The organism is Streptomyces sp. 3211.6, assembly GCF_003634815.1.
Lineage (GTDB): Bacteria > Actinomycetota > Actinomycetes > Streptomycetales > Streptomycetaceae > Streptomyces > Streptomyces katrae_A.
The window spans coordinates 4,388,848-4,407,352 of record NZ_RBXC01000001.1; the positions used below are offsets into that span (position 1 = coordinate 4,388,848).

Below are 18,505 nucleotides of genomic sequence, written 5' to 3' on the forward strand. Positions count from 1 at the left end.
CGCATTGGGGCCCCGCAGGGGCGCGGAACGCCCGGGCGCTCAGATGCCCTCCACCTGCGTCGGCTGCTGCAGCTCGTCCGCGTGCTCGCCCGTCACCAGGTACACGACGCGCTTGGCCACCGACACCGCGTGGTCCGCGAACCGCTCGTAGTAGCGGCCCAGCAGGGTCACGTCCACGGCCGTCTCGATGCCGTGCTTCCAGCGGTCGTCCATCAGGTGCTGGAAGAGGGTGCGGTGCAGCTGGTCCATCTCGTCGTCGTCCTGCTCCAGCTGGAGGGCCAGGTCGACGTCCTTCGTGATGATGACCTCGGCCGCCTTCGCCATCAGGCGCTGCGCCAGCTGCCCCATCTCCAGGATCGTCGCGTGCAGGTCGCGCGGCACCGCGCGGTCCGGGAACCGCAGCCGGGCCAGCTTCGCCACGTGCTGCGCCAGGTCGCCGGAGCGCTCCAGGTCGGCGCTCATGCGCAGCGAGGTGACGACGATGCGCAGGTCGGTGGCGACCGGCTGCTGGCGGGCCAGCAGGGCGATGGCGCGGGCCTCCAGGTCGTGCTGAAGGTCGTCGACCTTCTGGTCGGCGGCGATGACGCTCTCGGCGAGCTTCAGGTCGGCGTCCAGCATGGAGGTCGTGGCCCGCCCGATCGCGGAACCGACGAGCCGGGCCATCTCGACCAGGCTCTCTCCGATCGAGTCCAGTTCCTCGTGGTACGCGTCGCGCATGTGTCCTTCTCCTGCCTGCTTGCCTGCTACTCGCTGTCACTGCTGCTACTGCGGTGTGGTCCGTCGGGCCCCACGTTGACACGTTCGGCCGCCAACGCGTCCGACTCCGGCATCACAAATGAATCAACACCATCGCCAGGGTGAACTCTGGGCGACGACTGTTCGAGCTGCCACCCGAACGGCTGTGGAAGTGTCCTGCCCCCTGCTTAACCTGGACACATGGACGTGAACGCGGCGGTCGCCGCAGCTGCGGCGATCGCCGGTCTTTGCACCGGTGTCATCGCCATGCTGGCGTTCCGCTGGAGCGAGCGCGACCAAGCCCGCCCCACGAGGAGCTCCATGCGCCCCGACATCAACGCGGTGCTCCCGCCCGGCGTGGACACGGTGCTCTCCGTACTCCGCTCCTCCGCCGTCGTCCTCGACGAGGGCGACGCGGTGGTCAAGGCCAGCTCGGCGGCTTACGCCCTGGGCCTGGTCCGCGGCGGGAAGCTCGCCGTGGAGCCCATGCTCCACATGGCCCGTGACACCCGCCGTGACGGTGAGATACGCCAGATCGAGCTCGACCTGCCCCGGCGCGGTACCGGACGCGGCGAGGCCCTCGCGGTCTCCGCCCGCGTCGCCCCGCTGGGCTCCCGGCTGGTGCTCCTGCTCGTCGAGGACCTCACCGAGGCCCGCCGCATCGAGGCGGTGCGCCGCGACTTCGTCGCGAACGTCTCGCACGAGCTGAAGACCCCGGTCGGCGCGATCTCCCTGCTCTCCGAGGCGGTGATGGACGCCGCGGACGACCCCGAGGCGGTCAGCCGCTTCGCGGGCCGCATGCAGATCGAGGCCACCCGCCTGATCAACCTCGTACAGGAGCTCATCGACCTCTCCCGGGTGCAGAACGACGACCCGCTGGAGGACGCCGAGCCCGTACGGGTGGACACGCTGGTGGCGGAGGCCATCGACCGCTGCCGGCACACGGCCACCTCCAAGCAGATCACCATGGCCGCCGGCGGCACCGCCGACCTGCGCGTCTGGGGCAACCGCGGTCAGCTGGCCGCCGCCCTCGGCAATCTGGTGGAGAACGCCGTCAACTACAGCCCGGCCCGCACCCGGGTCGGGATCGCCGCCCGCCGCGTGACCGCGCCGGGCGGGGACCTGATCGAGATAGCCGTGACCGACCAGGGCATCGGCATCCCCGAGAAGGACCGCGAACGCATCTTCGAGCGCTTCTACCGGGTGGACCCGGCCCGCTCCCGCGCCACCGGCGGAACCGGACTGGGCCTCGCGATCGTGAAGCACGTGGCGGCCTCGCACGGCGGGGAGGTGTCGGTGTGGAGCTCCGAGGGCCAGGGTTCCACGTTCACCCTGAAGCTCCCCGAGGCGGCCGCACCGGCCCCCGCGCCCGCCCCGGACACCCCCGGCGGGACGGAACCGGCCCCGGCCCCCGGCCCCGCCCAAGCCCTGCCCGACCCAGAACCAGTCGTCCCCTCCCGGAGGTCCTTCCGTGACCCGAGTGCTCGTCGTCGAGGATGAGGAATCCTTCAGCGACGCCCTGTCCTACATGCTCCGCAAGGAAGGCTTCGAGGTCGCGATCGCCGCGACGGGGCCCGACGGGCTCGACGAGTTCGAGCGCAACGGCGCCGACCTCGTCCTCCTGGACCTGATGCTGCCCGGCCTGCCGGGCACGGAGGTCTGCCGGCAGCTGCGCGGCCGTTCCAACGTCCCCGTGATCATGGTGACCGCCAAGGACAGCGAGATCGACAAGGTCGTCGGCCTGGAGATAGGAGCCGACGACTACGTCACGAAGCCCTTCTCCTCCCGCGAGCTGGTCGCCCGCATCCGCGCGGTCCTGCGCCGCCGCGGCGAGCCGGAGGAGGTCACCCCGGCGGCCCTGGAGGCCGGCCCGGTGCGGATGGACGTGGACCGGCACGTGGTCACCGTCGGCGGGGCCAAGGTGGACCTGCCGCTCAAGGAGTTCGACCTGCTGGAGATGCTGCTGCGCAACGCGGGCCGCGTGCTGACCCGTATGCAGCTGATCGACCGGGTGTGGGGCGCGGACTACGTCGGCGACACCAAGACCCTCGACGTCCACGTCAAGCGCCTGCGCGCCAAGATCGAGCCGGACCCGGGCGCCCCGCGCTACCTGGTCACGGTCCGCGGCCTCGGGTACAAGTTCGAGCCGTAGCCCTGCCGGGTGTGAAAGGGGAAGGGGCCCCGGCCGCGATGCGGCTGGGGCCCCTTTCTCTCGCCTGGCGGCGTCGTGCTCCTGCGTCGCCAGGCGTGCGTGCGCTGCGTCAGTGGCCGGCGCCGTGCGACGCGGAGGCCGAGGGGGAGCCCGACGGGCTGCCCGAGGCGGCACCCGAAGGGGTGGTGCTCGGGGAGCCGGAGGGGCTGCCGGACGGGGAGGCGGAGGCCGAGCCGGACGGGGCCGGGGTGGCGCCCGCGGCCGGGGCCTCGGTGGGGCCGTAGCCGGCGTACATGCCGGTGGCCGGGACGACGTAGGCCTCGAGCTTCACGTCACCGGCGGTGCTGAGCTGGAAGGTCATCTCCTGCACGTTGCCGTTCTGGACGGCCTCGCGGCCACCCTCGACGACGGCGGAAGCGTTGCCCTTGCCGCCGATGACCACGGAGCCGCCGGCGGGCACGGTGATCTTGTCGGAGCCCTCGGCGCCCTTCAGGGTCACCTTGGACTTGCCACCCGCCAGGGTGATCGCGTCCAGGGTCTGGGCCTTGGTGCCGGCGTTGAAGAGGGTCGCCGAGACCGAGGCCGGCCCCTTCTTCTCCTTGTCGCCCTTGGTGATCACCAGGGCGTTCTGGACCTTGATGTCGCCCTTGGTGACGGCGGCGTTGTCCGGCTTGATCTGGAGAGTCTGCGCGTCGTTGCCCGCGCCGCACGCGGCAAGCGAGGCGAGCGAGAACACTACGGCGGAAGCGGCGAGGGCGCCGCGTCGAAGGCTGCGGCTCACGGCGGCGGCAACTCCTTGGACGTACGGACGGGACGGTGGGCTCTCGGAGCGGCCGAGGTAAAGCCGCCCTAAGGGTGTGTCAGCGGGCTTAGGTTACCGAGCCGCCACCCCGCCCCCGCACCCGACCCTCCGCAGCGCGCGCACCGCGCCGCACGCGTGCGCGATCTTGCATTCCGCTATCCCGCCGGAGGGTCCCCCGGTGATCGAATTCAGGCATTCCGTCGAACGCCGGCCCGTGATCAATTCGGGATTGGGCCGGAACCCGCTCCGTACGCGTGCCCGCCAGTCGAACGGAGTACTTCGGTTTCCTGTCCCAGAACCCGGCAAAACGGGACGTACGTCACACCCGTGGGCGCGTCCGCCAGGTGTAACGTGGTTGTTTCGCCCGGTCCGCACAGCGCCTCCGACCTGCGAATACCCCCCTCCGGAAGCCTTCCGCAGCACGTTCGTGTCGCTGTTGTCAAGCCCCGAGATGTGCCCTGACCTGCGAAAACGCCATTCATAACAGTCAGTTCTCGTGTTACCCTGGATAGCCACGGAAGGGGTACCTGTCACATGACGTTCAAGGTTGGCGACACCGTGGTCTATCCCCATCACGGGGCCGCGCTGATCGAGGCCATCGAAACTCGCCAGATCAAAGGCGTGGACAAGACCTACTTGGTGCTCAAGGTCGCCCAGGGCGACCTGACGGTTCGTGTGCCTGCGGACAATGCGGAGTTCGTCGGCGTTCGCGACGTAGTCGGCCAGGACGGGCTGGACCGGGTCTTCGAGGTGCTCCGCGCACCGTACGCAGAAGAGCCCACGAACTGGTCCCGTCGCTACAAGGCAAATCTGGAGAAGCTCGCTTCGGGCGATGTCATCAAGGTCGCCGAAGTGGTGCGCGACCTGTGGCGTCGTGAGCGTGAGCGTGGGCTTTCCGCTGGTGAGAAGCGGATGCTCGCGAAGGCGCGTCAGATTCTGGTGAGCGAGCTCGCGCTCGCCGAAAACACGAACGAGGACAAGGCAGAGGCCCTCCTCGACGAGGTTCTCGCGTCCTGACGCTCGAACCGATCACAGTGTGCCGCGGTGCCCGATGACAGGCCCTCTCCTCCACGAGAGGGCCGTTGCCGGGCGCTGCGGCATGTCTGCGTCCGCGCGTGCTTCCTGGTGTGCCGGGTCCGGGCAGCCGGCTCGACCGGTCGTCACGGAAGGGGCGAGGGCGTCGCACCCGGCACCCTTCAGGCCATACCCATGTCGGCCGAAGTCACAAACCTGGCTCGGAGCTACTGATGTCTGACGAATCCCGCCCCCACCGCACCGCCGCGGTGATCCCGGCCGCCGGCCGCGGGGTACGCCTCGGCCCCGGCGCCCCCAAGGCCCTGCGGGCCCTCGGCGGGACACCGATGCTGGTCCACGCCGTCCGCGCCATGGCCCGCTCCCGCGCGGTGTCCCTCGTCGTGGTCGTCGCCCCGCCCGACGGGGCCACCGAGGTGCGCCACCTCCTCGACGAGCACCCGCTGGCCGGGGGCACCGACGTCCTCGTCGTCCCCGGCGGCGACACCCGCCAGGAATCCGTGCGGGCCGGCCTGGACGCCCTCCCGGCCGACATCACCTCCGTCCTCATCCACGACGCCGCCCGCCCGCTGGTCCCCGTCGACACCGTGGACTCCGTGGTCGAGGCCGTCCGCGGCGGCGCCCCCGCCGTCGTGCCCGCCCTGCCGCTCGCCGACACCGTCAAGGAGGTCGAGCCCGGCCGCCCCGGCGAGCCCGAGCCCGTCCTCGGCACCCCCGAGCGCGCCCGGCTGCGCGCCGTCCAGACCCCGCAGGGCTTCGACCTGAAGACCCTCCTGCACGCGCACGAGACCATCGCCGTCGACGGCGAGGGCGCCACCGACGACGCCGGAATGGTGGAGCGCACCGGGGTCACCGTGGTGGTCGTCCCCGGCCACGAGGAGGCCTTCAAGGTCACCCGCCCCCTCGACCTGGTCCTCGCCGAGGCCGTACTCGCCCGCAGGAGGGCCACCGATGCGTACTAGTCCCGCAGGGTCCGAGGAGTCCGCCGGCGCGGCCGCCGGCCCGGCCCCCGCCGCCCCCCTCATGCCGCTCGTCGGCATCGGCACCGACGTGCACGCCTTCGAGGCCGGCCGCGAGCTGTGGTGCGCGGGCCTGCTCTGGGAGGGCGAGGACGGGCTCGCCGGGCACTCCGACGGCGACGTCGCCGCCCACGCCGCCTGCGACGCCCTCTTCTCCGCCGCCGGCGCCGGCGACCTCGGCGCCCACTTCGGCACCTCCCGCCCGGAGTGGTCCGGCGCCGCCGGCGTCACCCTCCTGGCGGAGGCCGCCCGCATCGTCCGCGCCGAGGGCTACGAGATCGGCAACATCGCGATCCAGGTGATCGGCGTACGCCCGAAGATCGGCAAGCGGCGCGAAGAAGCGCAGAAGGCGCTCTCGGCCGCGGCGGGCGCCCCCGTTTCCGTCTCCGGCACCACCACCGACGGACTCGGCCTCACCGGCCGGGCCGAGGGCCTGGCCGCCATCGCCACCGCCCTCGTCTACCGGACGGACCGGGACTGAGTACGGGGTATGCCCACCGGGCGGCCGTTACGGATGTCAGGCCGCCGATGACCGATGTCACCTCTTCGGCAACAAAGCGTCCCCGCGACCTCAAACGGTCGCGGGGCACTGCCGCAGGCGCACTACCCTGGATGCCGTGACTATTCGCCTGTACGACACCAGCGCCCGGCAGATCCGCGACTTCACCCCGCTCGTCCCGGGCTGCGTCTCGATCTACCTCTGCGGTGCCACCGTCCAGGCGGCGCCGCACATCGGGCACATCCGCTCCGGCCTCAACTTCGACATGATGCGCCGCTGGTTCGCCTACCGCGGCTACGACGTGACCTTCGTCCGCAACGTCACGGACATCGACGACAAGATCATCGCCAAGTCGGCCGACCAGGGCCGCCCCTGGTGGTCCATCGGCTACGAGAACGAGCGCGCCTTCAACGACGGCTACACCGCCCTCGGCTGCCTGCCGCCCACCTACGAGCCCCGCGCCACCGGCCACGTGACCGAGATGGTCGAGATGATGCGCGGCCTGATCGAGCGCGGCCACGCGTACGAAGCGGACGGCAACGTCTACTTCGACGTGCGCTCCTTCCCCGGCTACCTGGAGCTGTCGAACCAGGAGCTCGACAACCTCCTCCAGCCCTCCGGCGAGGGCGAGACCGGCAAGCGCGACCCGCGCGACTTCGCCATGTGGAAGGCCGCCAAGCCCGGCGAGCCCTCCTGGGAGACCCCCTGGGGCCGCGGCCGCCCCGGCTGGCACCTGGAGTGCTCCGCCATGGCCCACAAGTACCTCGGCTCGGCCTTCGACGTCCACGGCGGCGGCCTGGACCTGATCTTCCCGCACCACGAGAACGAGATCGCCCAGGCCAAGGCCTTCGGCGACGAGTTCGCCAACTTCTGGGTGCACAACGCCTGGGTCACCATGTCCGGCGAGAAGATGTCCAAGTCCCTCGGCAACTCCGTGCTGGTCTCCGAGATGGTCAAGCAGTGGCGTCCGATCGTCCTGCGCTACTACCTCGGCACCCCGCACTACCGCTCGATGATCGAGTACAGCGAGGAGGCGCTGCGCGAGGCCGAGTCCGCGTTCGCGCGCATCGAGGGCTTCTGCCAGCGCGTGGTCGAGAAGGCGGGCGGGCCCGTCGAGGCCGCCGCCGAGGTGCCGCCGGCCTTCGCCGAGGCGATGGACGACGACCTGGGCGTCCCCCAGGCCCTCGCGATCGTCCACACCACCGTCCGCCAGGGCAACAGCGCGCTCGCCGCCGACGACAAGGACGGGGCCATCGCCCGCCTGTCCGAGGTACGGGCCATGCTCGGCGTGCTCGGCCTGGACCCGCTCGACCCCCAGTGGGCCGGCGAGTCCGACCGCGGCGAGGAACTGCACGGCGCCGTCGACACCCTCGTACGCCTCGTCCTGGACCAGCGCGAGTCCGCCCGGGCCCGCAAGGACTGGGCGACCGCCGACGCCATCCGCGACCAGCTCCAGCAGTCCGGCCTGGTCATCGAGGACAGCCCCACCGGCCCGCGCTGGACGCTCGGCCCGCGCTGACCCGGACCCGATCCGGACCCGGCCGGGTCCGGTCCGCAGCCGGACCGGACCCGCTCGGACCAGCGCCGTTGTGCCGCTCGGCCCTCCGGGCGGCACACTCTTCATACGTACATATCGCAGCACGAACGAAAACAGGTAGAGGTCATGGCCGGTAACAGCCAGCGCAGGAACCGCCGCACGTCCAACAAGAAGGGCGCCACGGTCGGTAGCGGTGGCCAGCGGCGCCGGGGCCTGGAAGGCAAGGGCCCCACGCCCAAGGCCGAGGACCGCAAGGGCCACAAGGCCTTCCGCGTCTCCAACGCCATGGCCCGCCAGGCCGCCAAGCGCCGCCCCGCCCCCCGCCGCGGCGGCCCCAAGGGCACCAGCGAGATGGTCGTCGGCCGCAACCCCGTGTTCGAGGCCCTGCGCGACGGCGTCCCCGCCACCACCCTCTACGTGCAGCAGTTCATCGACAACGACGAGCGCGTCCGCGACGCCCTCAAGCTCGCCGGCGAGCGCGGCAACATCAACCTGATGGAAGCCCCCCGCGCCGAGCTGGACCGCATGACCAACGGGCTCAACCACCAGGGCCTCGTCCTCCAGGTCCCGCCCTACGAGTACGCGCACCCCGAGGACCTCACCGACGCCGCCTACGACAACGGCGAGGACCCCCTCATCGTCGCCCTCGACGGCGTCACCGACCCGCGCAACCTCGGCGCCATCGTCCGCTCCGTCTCCGCCTTCGGCGGCCACGGCGTGGTCATCCCCGAGCGCCGCGCCGCCGGCATGACCGCCGGCGCCTGGAAGACCTCCGCCGGCACCGCCGCCCGCACCCCGGTCTCCCGCGTCACCAACCTGACCCGCGCCCTCCAGGAGTACAAGAAGGCCGGCATCGCCGTCGTCGGCCTCGCCGCCGAGGGCACCCACGAGGTCCAGGACCTCGACGCCCTCGCCGGCCCCGTCGTCATCGTCGTCGGCTCCGAGGGCAAGGGCCTCGGCCGCCTCGTCGGCGAGAACTGCGACTACCTCGTCCGCATCCCCATGCCGGGCGGCGCCGAGTCCCTCAACGCCGGCGTCGCCGCGGGCGTCGTCCTCTACGAGGCCGCCCGCCGCCGCGCCACCCGCGGCCGCGTCTGACCCGTACGGCCCCTGGGCCGCCGTACGGCACGTACGCCGTACGGCGGCCCCCCGGGCCGTCCGTCAGCCGGCCAGGCCCAGCTGATCGTGCGCACGCTGCATGTGTTCCACGGACGGTCCTCCGGATGTCTGCCGACGCAACTCCCGGGATTCTCACGCCAGATGGGGACGCGCGTCCGAACAATGATTCTGCCGTGACCAAGGTGGCTTGATCTTGACGGGCCTCGGACAGATCCCTGCCGTCAAAGCAGTGTCCTAAACACTGATCACTCGGTTAGATGAGTGTGGACACCAGAACGTCAGGGTTCGACGACCAGCCCGCGCTGAGCATGGTCAAGGTGCCGTGCGACCCCGCACAGGTCATCGTCAACCACGCCAGCTTCCGCGTGCGGCTCGCACCGAGCCCGAGCGCGCGTTCCAAGCCCGCGAATGCCCCCGGCCCCGGCCGCGCACCGGTCCTCGCCGTCGGAGCCGTCGCGGCCGCCGGAGCCACCCGCCGCCGCGCCCCCGTCGTCTGGAGCGGCAAGACCGCCCCGGGCGGCGACGCCGCGGCCACCGGCGGACTCCTCCAGGCCGTCCGCGAAGCCGGACGCGCCCACGACGACTACGACGGCGGCGCCACCCAGACCATCCCCCGGGTGGATCTGGCGCGCGACCTCGCCGAGGACACCCTCGCCACCCCCACCGTCATCGGCCAGCGCACCTACGCCGACCCCGACGAGACCCGCCCCCTGGCCGCCGTACCCGACCAACCGCGCCAGGCCTACGAGCCCTACGAGCCGTACGAGCCCTACGACCAACAGCCCCCGTACCCCGGCGGCCCCGCCGCCGACACCCGCCGCCCCGCCGACACCCGCGCCCAGGCCTCCTACTACCCCGGCCGCCGCATGAACCTCGGCGTCGTGCTGCTCCCGCTGCGCGTCTTCCTCGGCTTCATCTCCATCTACGCCGGCATGGGCAAACTCTGCGACCCCGTCTACTTCGACGGCGGCGAACGCGGCTCCATGGTCACCTGGCTGCGCACCCTGCACCCCTGGGCCCTCGCCGAACCCCTGCGCGACTTTGCCCTCGCCCACCCCGTCGGCGCCGGCCTCACCGTCGCCTTCCTCCAGGTGCTCGTCGGCGTCCTCACCGTCTTCGGCCTCTGGCAGCGCTTCGCCGCCTGCATCGGCGCCCTGCTCTCCGCCGCCCTGCTGATGACCGTCAGCTGGAAGACCGTCCCCGCCTACGACGCCCCCGACATCATCTACCTCGCCGCCTGGAGCCCGCTGATCATCGCCGGCGCCCCCGTCTACTCCCTCGACGGACGTCTCGCCGGCGAAGCCTGGCGCACCCTCGGCCCCCGCTCCGAGGTGTGGCAGCTCCGCCGCCGCGTCCTGCGCCGCGGCACCGTCATGGCCACCGTCGTCTGCGGACTCACCCTCCTCATCGGCTCCCTCCTCGGCGGGGCCGTCCGCTCCAGCACCGTCGTCACCGTCCCCGGCCCCGGCCAGGCCCCCAGCAACTACCTCCCCGGCAGCCCCCTGCCCCAGCCCCCCGCCCACCAGCAGTCCGGGCCGGCCAAGCAGCAGCCCTCCAAGCAGCCCTCCCCGTCCGCCTCGGCCTCCGCCTCCGCACCCGCCGCCAAGTCCGGCCGTACCGCGGGCGGGACCCCCACCCGCGACGGCGCCGCCGCCGGCTCCGGCGCCCCCACCGCCACCAAGGGCAGCAGCAGCGGCCAGAGCCCCCGCAGCAGCACCCCCAGGCAGTCCAGCCCGCAGCAGCCCCCCGCCACCTCGGGCAGCCGCAGCGGCGGCGACACCACCGCCAAGAAGCCCGGCCTCGTCGGCGGCCTCCTCGGCTGACCGGAACACACCGACGGCAAGGGCCCGGCGCGCCAACAGCGCGCCGGGCCCTTCCCACTGCGTCACGCCCGGTCAGGCACCGTCGATACGGTCGAGCAACACGCGGGCCTGGACGGTGCGGGGATGCTCCGCGCCGTAGAAGGCCAGACAGTCACGGTGGGCGGCCGCGGCCAGCGGACGGGCCTGGGCACCACGGCCCAGCCCGAACAGGGCAGCGGCCTCGTTCAGCTCGGCCATCCCGGTCTCCGGGGCATTGAGGGCGTGGGCCAGAGCGAACCGCACCTTCACGGTGAACCGGTCCTGCCCGTCATGAACGGCCAGGATGTTCCGCGCCACCGCCTCCACCGCCGGGTAGTCGCCCTTCATGTCGAGCGCCCGGATCTGCGCGGCCAGGGCGTCCATCGCCACGTACGGCATCTCGGCCCGGCTCGCCGCCCGGCAGACGGCCACGCACTCGGACTCGGACTCGTCGTACCGGCCCAGCTCGTTCAGCACCTCGGCACGGCCCAGGCGCAGCTTCAGGGTCACCCGGTGTTCCTCACCGAAGACCTCGCTCACGACCGGCAGCTGCCCGTCGTACAGGGCGAGCGCCTCGTCCGGGCGGCCCTGAGCGCTCGCCGCGAGCGCGGCGATGCTCAGCCCCATCGGCACGACCAGGTCGTCCGGCTTCCGCCCCGTCGCCCCTGCCACCGAGCGCGCCTCCGCCTCGGCCTCGGCATCGCGCCCCGCGGCGAACAGGGCCCTGGCCCGCGCCAGGAGGTCGTCCGCCCGCTGATTGTCCTCGCGCCGGCCGCGCGACCGAAAGAATGCCGTACCCGGAGCATATGAACGCCGCGTACGTCTGTTCGGGAAACGGGACAACTGGTGCGCGGAAAGCCTCAGACGGCGCTCTGAGCCCCCAACTCCCGTGCCGCCTCGGCCAGGTCCTTCGCCGTGTCGATCGCCCGCCAGTAGGCCCCCTGCGGCAGCGGAAACCCCGCCAGCCGCCGCTCCCGTGCCAGACGCGGGAACGTCGTCCGCTCGTGATCCCCCAAATCCGGGAGCAGCGCGGCGAATTCAGGCGCGAACACATACACCCCGGCGTTGACCGGATAGGGCGACAGCGGCGCCTCGACGAAGTCCAGCACCTGCCCGAACTCGTTCGTCTCCACCACCCCCCACGGAAGCCGCGGCCGCGCCAGCGCCAGCGTCGCCACCGCCCCCCGCTCCGCATGGAAGGCCGCCATTTCCCGCAACGGGAACCGCGTCCACACGTCCCCGTTCGTCGCGTACCAGGCCCGGTCCGGATACGGCAGGTGCCGGGCCGCGTACTTCAGCCCGCCGCCGCGCCCCAACGGCTCCTCCTCCACAACCGTCGTCACCCGCAACGGCAGCACCGCCCCCGCCAGCCACTCCTGCAGCACCCCCGCGAGATGCCCGCACGAAACCACCGCATCCGTCACCCCCTCCGCCGCCAGCCACGCCAACTGGTGCCCGATGATCGGCACTCCCGTCCCCGGGATCTCGACCATCGGCTTCGGCCGGTCGTCCGTATACGGCCGCAGCCGCGAACCCTGGCCCCCCGCCAGGACGACGGCCTGGACGGGCGGGGGCGGGAACGCGGCCGCGCGGTCGGTGGATTGTGCAGCTGGGGGAGGGGTGTCGGTCATGGCCGCCAGCGTAGGGACGGCACCCGCCCCGGAGGGGGCGGCACGGCGGGCGTCAGCCCATCGAGGCGACCCCGGACGCGTACGAGGTGTCACACACCGGACGCGAGTAGGACTGCGCCTTCGTCGGCCCGTACGCCTCGACCGCGGCCCGCCCCAGCGCCCGGGCGATGCCCATGCAGTGCTCGGCGAGCGACGGCCGCCCGTTCACCTGCTCCTGCAGGTGGCCGAGCACGACACCCGGGTTCTCCCCCTGCTGCAGCTCGCTCAGCAGCTTGTCACGGAGCACGTCCTGCGCGGCACGCGGCTTCGCGGGCACGGAGACGTCCTCGGCGGAGGCGGTCAGGACCTGGGAGGGCGAATTGTTCGCCCAGGGGACCATGGTGACCGCGAGGGTCCCGGACAGGACCAGGACGACGGGCAGGACCAGGGCGAGGGAACGGCCGATTCGGCGGGCAGTGTGGGTCACGAGGGCGAGAGTAGCGCTCGGTGAGGATTTGGCGACATTTAGTCACCCGGTCGGGGGATGGTTCGACGCGGCTTTTCGATTTAAAGGTTGACGCATGCGGCCGAATGGCCCGGTCTGCCGGGGTTCATGGGAAACGCTACCCACAACTGCCGTGGGAGGAAGGCCCCTTCACGGAACCTCCCTCCCACGGCGCCCTGCCGGCCTCGTCAGTCGGACAGGCGCGCCCCGGTCGACGTCGAGAACACGTGCATCTCGTCGGCCCGCGGCACCACGTGCAGCGAGGAACCCTTCTCGGGCACCTGGCGGCCGCCCACGCGCACCACGATGTCCTGCCCGTCCCGGCTGCCGTACACGTAGCCGTCCGCGCCCAGCTCCTCGACGACGTTCACGGTGATCGTCAGACCGCCGGTCTCACCGACGTCGAAGTGCTCGGGGCGCACGCCCACGGTGACGGTCTTGTCGCCCGCGTCGGCGGCCGCCGACAGTGCCTCGCGCGACACCGGCACCACGCTGTCGCCGAACTTCACCCCGCCGTCGGTGATCGGCACCTCGACCAGGTTCATGGCCGGCGAGCCGATGAAGCCGGCGACGAAGAGGTTCGCGGGCCGGTCGTACATGTTCCGCGGGGTGTCCACCTGCTGCAGCAGGCCGTCCTTGAGCACCGCCACCCGGTCGCCCATGGTCATGGCCTCGACCTGGTCGTGGGTGACGTAGACGGTGGTGATCCCGAGGTCGCGCTGGAGCGCGGCGATCTGCGTACGGGTGGACACGCGCAGCTTGGCGTCGAGGTTCGACAGCGGCTCGTCCATGAGGAACACCTGCGGCTTGCGCACGATGGCCCGCCCCATGGCCACGCGCTGGCGCTGACCGCCGGAGAGCGCCTTGGGCTTGCGGTCGAGGTACTGGGTGAGGTCCAGCATCTTCGCCGCCTCCTCCACCTTGCGGCGGATGGTGGCCTTGTCCTCGCCGGCGATCTTGAGCGCGAAGCCCATGTTGTCGGCGACGGTCATGTGCGGGTAGAGCGCGTAGTTCTGGAACACCATCGCGATGTCCCGGTCCTTGGGCGGCAGGTGCGTGACGTCGCGGTCCCCGATGCGGATGGCACCGCCGTTGACGTCCTCCAGGCCGGCGAGCATGCGCAGCGAGGTGGACTTGCCGCAGCCGGAGGGTCCGACGAGGACGAGGAACTCGCCGTCCTCGATCTCCAGCTCCAGCTGGTCGACGGCGGGCTTGTCGCCGCCGGGGTAGAGGCGGGTCGCCTTGTCGAAGGTGACAGAAGCCATGGTGATGCATCCCTTCTACCGGCAGGAACGTGCCGGACGATCCGAGTGGAAGGTCTAGTCCAATATTCAGGACTCGGCCCGACGCTACCCGGTGGGAGGGGTTCTGTCAGCAATCTGACGGCGCGGATTCCGGCCCGCTCGCGGGCGGCCCCGCCGGTGCCTGGCGGAGCCAACGGATGGCCCGGGGCAGAGCGCCCTGTGTAGAGTGTTGGCGGCCACGCCTCCTTAGCTCAGCTGGCCAGAGCAACGCTCTTGTAAAGCGTAGGTCGTCGGTTCGAATCCGACAGGGGGCTCTGCTCTCGAAGGCCCCGGACCGCCCTGGTCCGGGGCCTTTTCGTGTGCCTCACGAGCGGCCCGAGATGCGGTTGGCCAGGCGGGCCAGGGGGGTTGTCGTGGGGGTGTGGGTCTTCGATTCGTGGCGGTCCGCTTCGCGGTAGGCCGCGTACAGGGCGTGGACGCCCAGCCAGCGGAGGGGTTCCGGTTCCCAGCGGCGGACGCGGTGGTGGACCCAGGGGAGGGTGGTCAGGGGGGTGGACTCGCCCAGGACCAGGTCGCGCAGGGTGCGGGCGGCGAGGTTGGCGGTGGCCACGCCCGAGCCGACGTAGCCACCGGCCCAGCCCAGGCCCGTGCTGGCGTCCAGGGTGACCGTGGCGCACCAGTCGCGGGGGACGCCGAGGACGCCCGACCAGGCGTGGGTGATCTCCGTGCCGGTGAGGATCGGGAAGAAGGTGAAGAGGAGCTCGCGCAGGGCGTCGATGGTGGCCGGCTGGGTGCGGCCGTCGTGGTCCGTGCGGGAGCCGAAGCGGTAGGGGACCCCGCGGCCGCCGATCGCGATGCGGTCGTCGGCGGTGCGCTGGGCGTACATGTAGGCGTGGGCCATGTCGCCGAGGAGCGGGGCGTCCGTCCAGTGGAGCTGGGCCCAGACCGAGGGCGGGAGGGGGGCCGTGACGATCATCGAGGAGTTCATCGGGAGCCAGGTGCGCTTGTGGCCCTTCAGGGAGGCGGTGAAGCCTTCGGTGCAGCGCAGGACGTGGCGGGCGCGGACGGTGCCGTAGGGGGTGACGGCGCGGCGGGGGGCGAGTTCGGTGACGGGGGTGGACTCGTGGATGACGACCCCGAGGCGTTCGCAGGCGGCGGCGAGGCCGCGGAGGAGTTTGAGGGGGTGGATGCGGGCGCCGTGCGGGGTCCAGCTGGAGCCGACGGCGTCGGCGATGTCGATGCGGCTGCGGGTGTCGGTGGCGTCGTAGAGCTCGCGGTCGGTTTCGCCGAAGGAGAGTTCGGCGGTGTGGAAGGCCTTGAGGCGGGTGAGCTGGGCGGGGGTGCGGGCGACTTCGAGGACCCCGCCGCGGTGGATGTCGGCGTCGATGCCTTCCTTGGCCGCGGTGTCGATGACTTCGGTGACGGTGTCGTTCATGGCCTGCTGGAGGCGTTGGGCGGCGTGGTGGCCGTGGAGTGCGGCGTAGCGGTCGCGGCCGGCGATGCCGTTGTAGAGCCAGCCGCCGTTGCGGCCGGAGGCGCCGTAGCCGCAGAACTTCTGTTCGAGGACGGTGACGCGCAGGTCGGGGGCGGCGCGCTTGAGGTAGTAGGCGGTCCACAGGCCGGTGTAGCCGCCTCCGACGATGGCGACGTCGGCGGTGGTGTCGGTGGTGAGGGGGGCGCGGGGTGGCTCGTGGGGTCCGGTGGTCGCGTACCAGAAGGAGATGCCGCCGTTGATCGTCATGGGGGAGTTGGTACAGGGGGCGTCGGAAGGGTGTCCAGGTGCGGGGTGTCGTGGGTTGGGGGCGGGTTGTGGGCTGGGTGTCTGGTGTGGGGAGGGCTGGGGTGGGCGTGGTGGGGGTCAGGGTTCGAGGACGACCTTGCCGGTGGTGGCGCGGGTTTCGAGGTCGTGGTGGGCGCGGGCGGCTTCGGCGAGGGGGTAGCGCTGGAGGGCGGGGCGCAGGCGGCCGGTGGCGGCTTCGGTGAGGGCGCGGGTTTCGAGGACGCGGAGGGGGTCGGGGGCGCCGACGGCCTGGAGCATGGCGGGGCCGAGGACGTGGTGGGTGGTGATGTGGCGGGCGTCGAGGTCGGCCTGTTCGGCGGGGGTGAGGGTGAGGGGGGTGCCGCTGGACCAGCCGTAGACGAGGTGGCGGGCGCCGGGGGCGAGGAGGGTGAGGGCGGTGCGGGCGGTGGTGCCGCCGACGGAGTCGAAGAGGACGGTGGCGCCGTGGGGGTGGTGGGTGCGCAGGGTGTGGGCCCAGTCGGGGGTGGTGTAGTCGAGGGCGAGGTCGGCGCCGTTGGCGGTGGCGCGGGCGGTTTTGGCGGGGCCGCCGGCGAGGGCGATGACGGTGGCGCCGGCGTTCTTGGCGTACTGGACGAGGAGGGTGCCGATGCCTCCGGCTGCGGCGGTGACGAGGGCGGTGGAGTGGGGGCCGAGGCCGGCGAACTGGAGGATGCCGAGGGTGGTGCGGCCGGTGCCGATCATGGCGACGGCTTCGGCGGGGTCGAGGCCGTCGGGTACGGGGTGGAGCCGGGTGGTGTCGGCGACGGCGTGTTCGGCGTAGCCGCCGGGGTTGAAGCCGAGGTGGGCCACGACGGTGCGGCCGAGCCAGTCGGGGTCGGTGCCGGGGCCGAGGGCGTCGACGGTTCCGGCGACTTCGCGGCCGGGGATGGTGGGGAGTTCGGGCAGGGGTGCGGGCGGGCCCTGGATGCCCTGGCGGAGGGAGGTGTCGAGGAGGTGGACGCCGGCGGCGGCGACCTTGATGCGGACCTGGCCGGGGGCGGGGACGGGGCGGGGTGTCGTCTCGTAGGTGAGGTGGTCGGCGGGGCCGAAGGCGTGGAGGCGGATGGCCTTCATGGTGGTGTCGGTCATGGGGTCAGGTTCTGACCTCGAGCGGAGTTGAGGTCAAGGGGGTGGGGGCGGGTCGGGGCGGGCTGTCAGTGCCGTCGGTCACGATGGGGGTATGGCGCGGAACGGGCGGAGTGGCGGGCAGTCGGTGAAGGCGGCGCGGCGGGCGGAGGTGGTGCTGCCGGAGCTGGTGGTGTGGGAGGGCGGTGAGCTGGAGCCGGACGGGGATTACGACGGGCTGGAGTTCGCCGATCTGGATCTGGCGGGGCAGGAGGCGGTGGGGGCGCGGTTCATGGACTGTGCGCTGCGGCGGTGCGGGCTGGACGGGGCCGGGCTGGGCAAGGCGCGGGTCCTGGATTCGGTGCTGGAGGGCGTCCGGGGGGTGGGCGTGGATCTGGCCGGGGCCTCGTTGCGGGATGTGGAGCTGGTGGACGCCCGGCTGGGTGGGGTGCAGTTGCACGGGGCGGTGCTGGAGCGGGTCCTCGTGCAGGGCGGCAAGGTCGAGTACCTGAACCTGCGGCGGGCGCGGCTGCGGGACGTGGTGTTCGAGGGGTGCGTGCTGGTGGAGCCGGACTTCGGGGGTGCGGTGCTGGAGCGGGTGGAGTTCCGGGACTGTGTGGTGCGGGGGGTGGACGTGACGGGGGCGCGGCTGGTGGATGTGGACCTGCGGGGCGCGGTGGAGCTGGGGGTGGCGCGGGGGGTGGAGTCCTTGGCCGGGGCGGTGATCAGTCCGGCGCAGCTGTTCGATCTGGCTCCGGTGCTGGCGGCGCAGCTGGGGGTGCGGGTGGTGGGGTAGGGAGGGCGGCCGGGCCGTCAGATGAGGTCCGTCTTCGGGTTCACGCACCAGTGGTTGGTGCGGAAGATCTGCCCGGCGAACGGGACGTCGGTCTCGGAGACGGGGCCGTCGTCGGTGTCGTGCGACCAGAGGGTGACCGTGCCCGCCACCACGTCGGGGGTGGCGTCGCGCAGTTTCACGTTCCTCCTGGTGCGTCGAGGGAGGGGGTCGTCAGGCGGGGACGCGGGGGAAGCGGGCCTGGAGGCTCCAGATGACCGGGTTGTCGGCGAGGCCCTCGTGCATGTCGACGAGGTCGGCGACGAGGTCGTGGAGGAAGTCGCGGGCCTCGCGGCGCAGGAGGCGGTGGCTGAAGGTCAGCGGCTCCTCTTCCGGGGGCATCCAGTCGGCTTCGATGTCGACCCAGCCGAAGCGGCGTTCGAAGAGCATGCGGTCGCTGGACTCGGTGAAGTCGAGTTCGGCGTACTGGCTGTGGGAGGAGCGGCTGCCGCGGGGGTCCTGGTCGAGTTGTTCGACGATGTCGCAGAGGGCCCAGGCGAAGTCGAGTACGGGCACCCATCCCCAGGCTGTGGACACCTCGGTGTCCTTTTCGGTGTCGGCGAGGTAGACGTCGCCGCAGAAGAGGTCGTGGCGCAGGGTGTGGACGTCCGCCGAGCGGTAGTCGGTCTGCGGGGGGTCGGGGAAGCGCCGGGAGAGGGAGTAGCCGATGTCGAGCACGTAGCCGATGGTGTCACGGGTGGGTGCGGGGTGGGGGGTCGGGCTCGTGCCGGGG

19 protein-coding genes and 1 tRNA gene are annotated in these 18,505 nt (G+C 72.1%); 10 read left to right on the top strand and 10 right to left on the bottom strand.

The annotated features are described in order from the left end of the window. Positions 1-39: 39 nt before the first annotated feature. Complete coding sequence (gene phoU, locus BX286_RS20330; RefSeq protein WP_079429026.1) at positions 40-717, bottom strand: phosphate signaling complex protein PhoU; 678 nt, start codon at positions 715-717, stop codon at positions 40-42. Between the two features lie 219 nt (positions 718-936). Here phoU and BX286_RS20335 point away from each other — a divergent pair, with 219 nt between their 5' ends. Together BX286_RS20335 and BX286_RS20340 are read left to right on the top strand one after the other, a co-directional pair. Then, the gene (locus BX286_RS20335) at positions 937-2,235 is read left to right on the top strand and encodes a cell wall metabolism sensor histidine kinase WalK (protein ID WP_261993476.1); all 1,299 of its coding nucleotides are present in this window, start codon (positions 937-939) and stop codon (positions 2,233-2,235) included. Beyond that, positions 2,207-2,887, top strand: coding sequence for a response regulator transcription factor (locus BX286_RS20340; RefSeq protein ID WP_042813788.1), 681 nt, complete (start codon positions 2,207-2,209; stop codon positions 2,885-2,887). Before BX286_RS20335 ends, BX286_RS20340 begins: the two co-directional genes overlap by 29 nt. Before the next feature lie 109 nt (positions 2,888-2,996). On the opposite strand, the gene BX286_RS20345 is transcribed toward BX286_RS20340, so the two are convergent. Continuing rightward, on the bottom strand, positions 2,997-3,668 hold the full coding sequence (locus BX286_RS20345; protein WP_121015764.1) for a DUF461 domain-containing protein: 672 nt from the start codon (positions 3,666-3,668) through the stop codon (positions 2,997-2,999). Between the two features lie 555 nt (positions 3,669-4,223). On the opposite strand from BX286_RS20345, the gene BX286_RS20355 reads away from it, so the two are divergent. From BX286_RS20355 to BX286_RS20380, 6 genes are all read left to right on the top strand, one after another. Then, positions 4,224-4,706, top strand: a complete 483-nt coding sequence (locus BX286_RS20355; protein WP_003953493.1) for a CarD family transcriptional regulator — start codon at positions 4,224-4,226, stop codon at positions 4,704-4,706. 230 nt (positions 4,707-4,936) lie between these two features. After that, positions 4,937-5,683 (top strand): 2-C-methyl-D-erythritol 4-phosphate cytidylyltransferase, encoded by a 747-nt coding sequence (ispD, locus tag BX286_RS20360; RefSeq protein ID WP_079429029.1) that lies wholly within the window; start codon positions 4,937-4,939, stop codon positions 5,681-5,683. 61 nt (positions 5,684-5,744) lie between these two features. Next, positions 5,745-6,221, top strand: coding sequence for a 2-C-methyl-D-erythritol 2,4-cyclodiphosphate synthase (gene ispF / locus BX286_RS20365; protein ID WP_079431862.1), 477 nt, complete (start codon positions 5,745-5,747; stop codon positions 6,219-6,221). A 136-nt stretch (positions 6,222-6,357) separates the two neighbouring features. Next, positions 6,358-7,758, top strand: a complete 1,401-nt coding sequence (gene cysS, locus BX286_RS20370) for a cysteine--tRNA ligase (RefSeq protein WP_100863206.1) — start codon at positions 6,358-6,360, stop codon at positions 7,756-7,758. A gap of 144 nt (positions 7,759-7,902) precedes the next feature. Continuing rightward, complete coding sequence (rlmB, locus tag BX286_RS20375; RefSeq protein WP_079429031.1) at positions 7,903-8,874, top strand: 23S rRNA (guanosine(2251)-2'-O)-methyltransferase RlmB; 972 nt, start codon at positions 7,903-7,905, stop codon at positions 8,872-8,874. Between the two features lie 278 nt (positions 8,875-9,152). After that, positions 9,153-10,718 (top strand): DoxX family protein, encoded by a 1,566-nt coding sequence (locus BX286_RS20380; RefSeq protein WP_185117210.1) that lies wholly within the window; start codon positions 9,153-9,155, stop codon positions 10,716-10,718. A gap of 72 nt (positions 10,719-10,790) precedes the next feature. On the opposite strand, the gene BX286_RS20385 is transcribed toward BX286_RS20380, so the two are convergent. The 4 genes from BX286_RS20385 to BX286_RS20400 form a co-directional block, all read right to left on the bottom strand. Next, complete coding sequence (locus BX286_RS20385; protein WP_237293003.1) at positions 10,791-11,408, bottom strand: tetratricopeptide repeat protein; 618 nt, start codon at positions 11,406-11,408, stop codon at positions 10,791-10,793. 188 nt (positions 11,409-11,596) lie between these two features. Continuing rightward, the gene (locus BX286_RS20390) at positions 11,597-12,367 is read right to left on the bottom strand and encodes a nucleotidyltransferase family protein (RefSeq protein ID WP_079429033.1); all 771 of its coding nucleotides are present in this window, start codon (positions 12,365-12,367) and stop codon (positions 11,597-11,599) included. A 52-nt stretch (positions 12,368-12,419) separates the two neighbouring features. Continuing rightward, on the bottom strand, positions 12,420-12,833 hold the full coding sequence (locus BX286_RS20395) for a hypothetical protein (RefSeq protein ID WP_079429034.1): 414 nt from the start codon (positions 12,831-12,833) through the stop codon (positions 12,420-12,422). Positions 12,834-13,039: 206 nt separating this feature from the next. After that, positions 13,040-14,116, bottom strand: a complete 1,077-nt coding sequence (locus tag BX286_RS20400; protein WP_079429035.1) for an ABC transporter ATP-binding protein — start codon at positions 14,114-14,116, stop codon at positions 13,040-13,042. A 219-nt stretch (positions 14,117-14,335) separates the two neighbouring features. Here BX286_RS20400 and BX286_RS20405 point away from each other — a divergent pair. Then, a tRNA-Thr gene (locus BX286_RS20405) sits at positions 14,336-14,409 on the top strand. A 50-nt stretch (positions 14,410-14,459) separates the two neighbouring features. On the opposite strand, the gene BX286_RS20410 is transcribed toward BX286_RS20405, so the two are convergent. Together BX286_RS20410 and BX286_RS20415 are read right to left on the bottom strand one after the other, a co-directional pair. Continuing rightward, on the bottom strand, positions 14,460-15,836 hold the full coding sequence (locus BX286_RS20410; RefSeq protein WP_121015767.1) for an FAD-binding oxidoreductase: 1,377 nt from the start codon (positions 15,834-15,836) through the stop codon (positions 14,460-14,462). 117 nt (positions 15,837-15,953) lie between these two features. After that, the gene (locus BX286_RS20415) at positions 15,954-16,949 is read right to left on the bottom strand and encodes a zinc-binding dehydrogenase (protein WP_079431864.1); all 996 of its coding nucleotides are present in this window, start codon (positions 16,947-16,949) and stop codon (positions 15,954-15,956) included. A gap of 106 nt (positions 16,950-17,055) precedes the next feature. Between BX286_RS20415 and BX286_RS20420 the strand changes: the two genes are divergently transcribed. Next, complete coding sequence (locus BX286_RS20420) at positions 17,056-17,736, top strand: pentapeptide repeat-containing protein (RefSeq protein WP_121015770.1); 681 nt, start codon at positions 17,056-17,058, stop codon at positions 17,734-17,736. Positions 17,737-17,753: 17 nt separating this feature from the next. Here the strand turns inward: BX286_RS20420 and BX286_RS36685 are convergent, their stop codons facing one another. Both BX286_RS36685 and BX286_RS20425 read right to left on the bottom strand, forming a co-directional pair. Next, positions 17,754-17,915: a hypothetical protein gene (locus tag BX286_RS36685; protein WP_159036748.1), complete on the bottom strand. Its 162-nt coding sequence runs from the start codon at positions 17,913-17,915 to the stop codon at positions 17,754-17,756. Between the two features lie 31 nt (positions 17,916-17,946). After that, positions 17,947-18,450 (bottom strand): hypothetical protein, encoded by a 504-nt coding sequence (locus BX286_RS20425; protein ID WP_121015773.1) that lies wholly within the window; start codon positions 18,448-18,450, stop codon positions 17,947-17,949. Positions 18,451-18,505 lie beyond the last annotated feature (55 nt).

What these genes read in the sequence shown, in the direction of transcription:
- BX286_RS20415 (WP_079431864.1), bottom strand. Translation starts at nt 16,949, where the DNA reads ATGAAGGCCATCCGCCTCCACGCCTTCGGCCCCGCCGACCACCTCACC.
- BX286_RS20390 (WP_079429033.1), bottom strand. Translation starts at nt 12,367, where the DNA reads ATGACCGACACCCCTCCCCCAGCTGCACAATCCACCGACCGCGCGGCC.
- BX286_RS20400 (WP_079429035.1), bottom strand. Translation starts at nt 14,116, where the DNA reads ATGGCTTCTGTCACCTTCGACAAGGCGACCCGCCTCTACCCCGGCGGC.
- phoU (WP_079429026.1), bottom strand. Translation starts at nt 717, where the DNA reads ATGCGCGACGCGTACCACGAGGAACTGGACTCGATCGGAGAGAGCCTG.
- ispF (WP_079431862.1), top strand. Translation starts at nt 5,745, where the DNA reads ATGCCGCTCGTCGGCATCGGCACCGACGTGCACGCCTTCGAGGCCGGC.
- ispD (WP_079429029.1), top strand. Translation starts at nt 4,937, where the DNA reads ATGTCTGACGAATCCCGCCCCCACCGCACCGCCGCGGTGATCCCGGCC.
- BX286_RS20410 (WP_121015767.1), bottom strand. Translation starts at nt 15,836, where the DNA reads ATGACGATCAACGGCGGCATCTCCTTCTGGTACGCGACCACCGGACCC.
- BX286_RS20355 (WP_003953493.1), top strand. Translation starts at nt 4,224, where the DNA reads ATGACGTTCAAGGTTGGCGACACCGTGGTCTATCCCCATCACGGGGCC.
- rlmB (WP_079429031.1), top strand. Translation starts at nt 7,903, where the DNA reads ATGGCCGGTAACAGCCAGCGCAGGAACCGCCGCACGTCCAACAAGAAG.
- BX286_RS20335 (WP_261993476.1), top strand. Translation starts at nt 937, where the DNA reads ATGGACGTGAACGCGGCGGTCGCCGCAGCTGCGGCGATCGCCGGTCTT.
- BX286_RS20420 (WP_121015770.1), top strand. Translation starts at nt 17,056, where the DNA reads ATGGCGCGGAACGGGCGGAGTGGCGGGCAGTCGGTGAAGGCGGCGCGG.
- BX286_RS20380 (WP_185117210.1), top strand. Translation starts at nt 9,153, where the DNA reads ATGAGTGTGGACACCAGAACGTCAGGGTTCGACGACCAGCCCGCGCTG.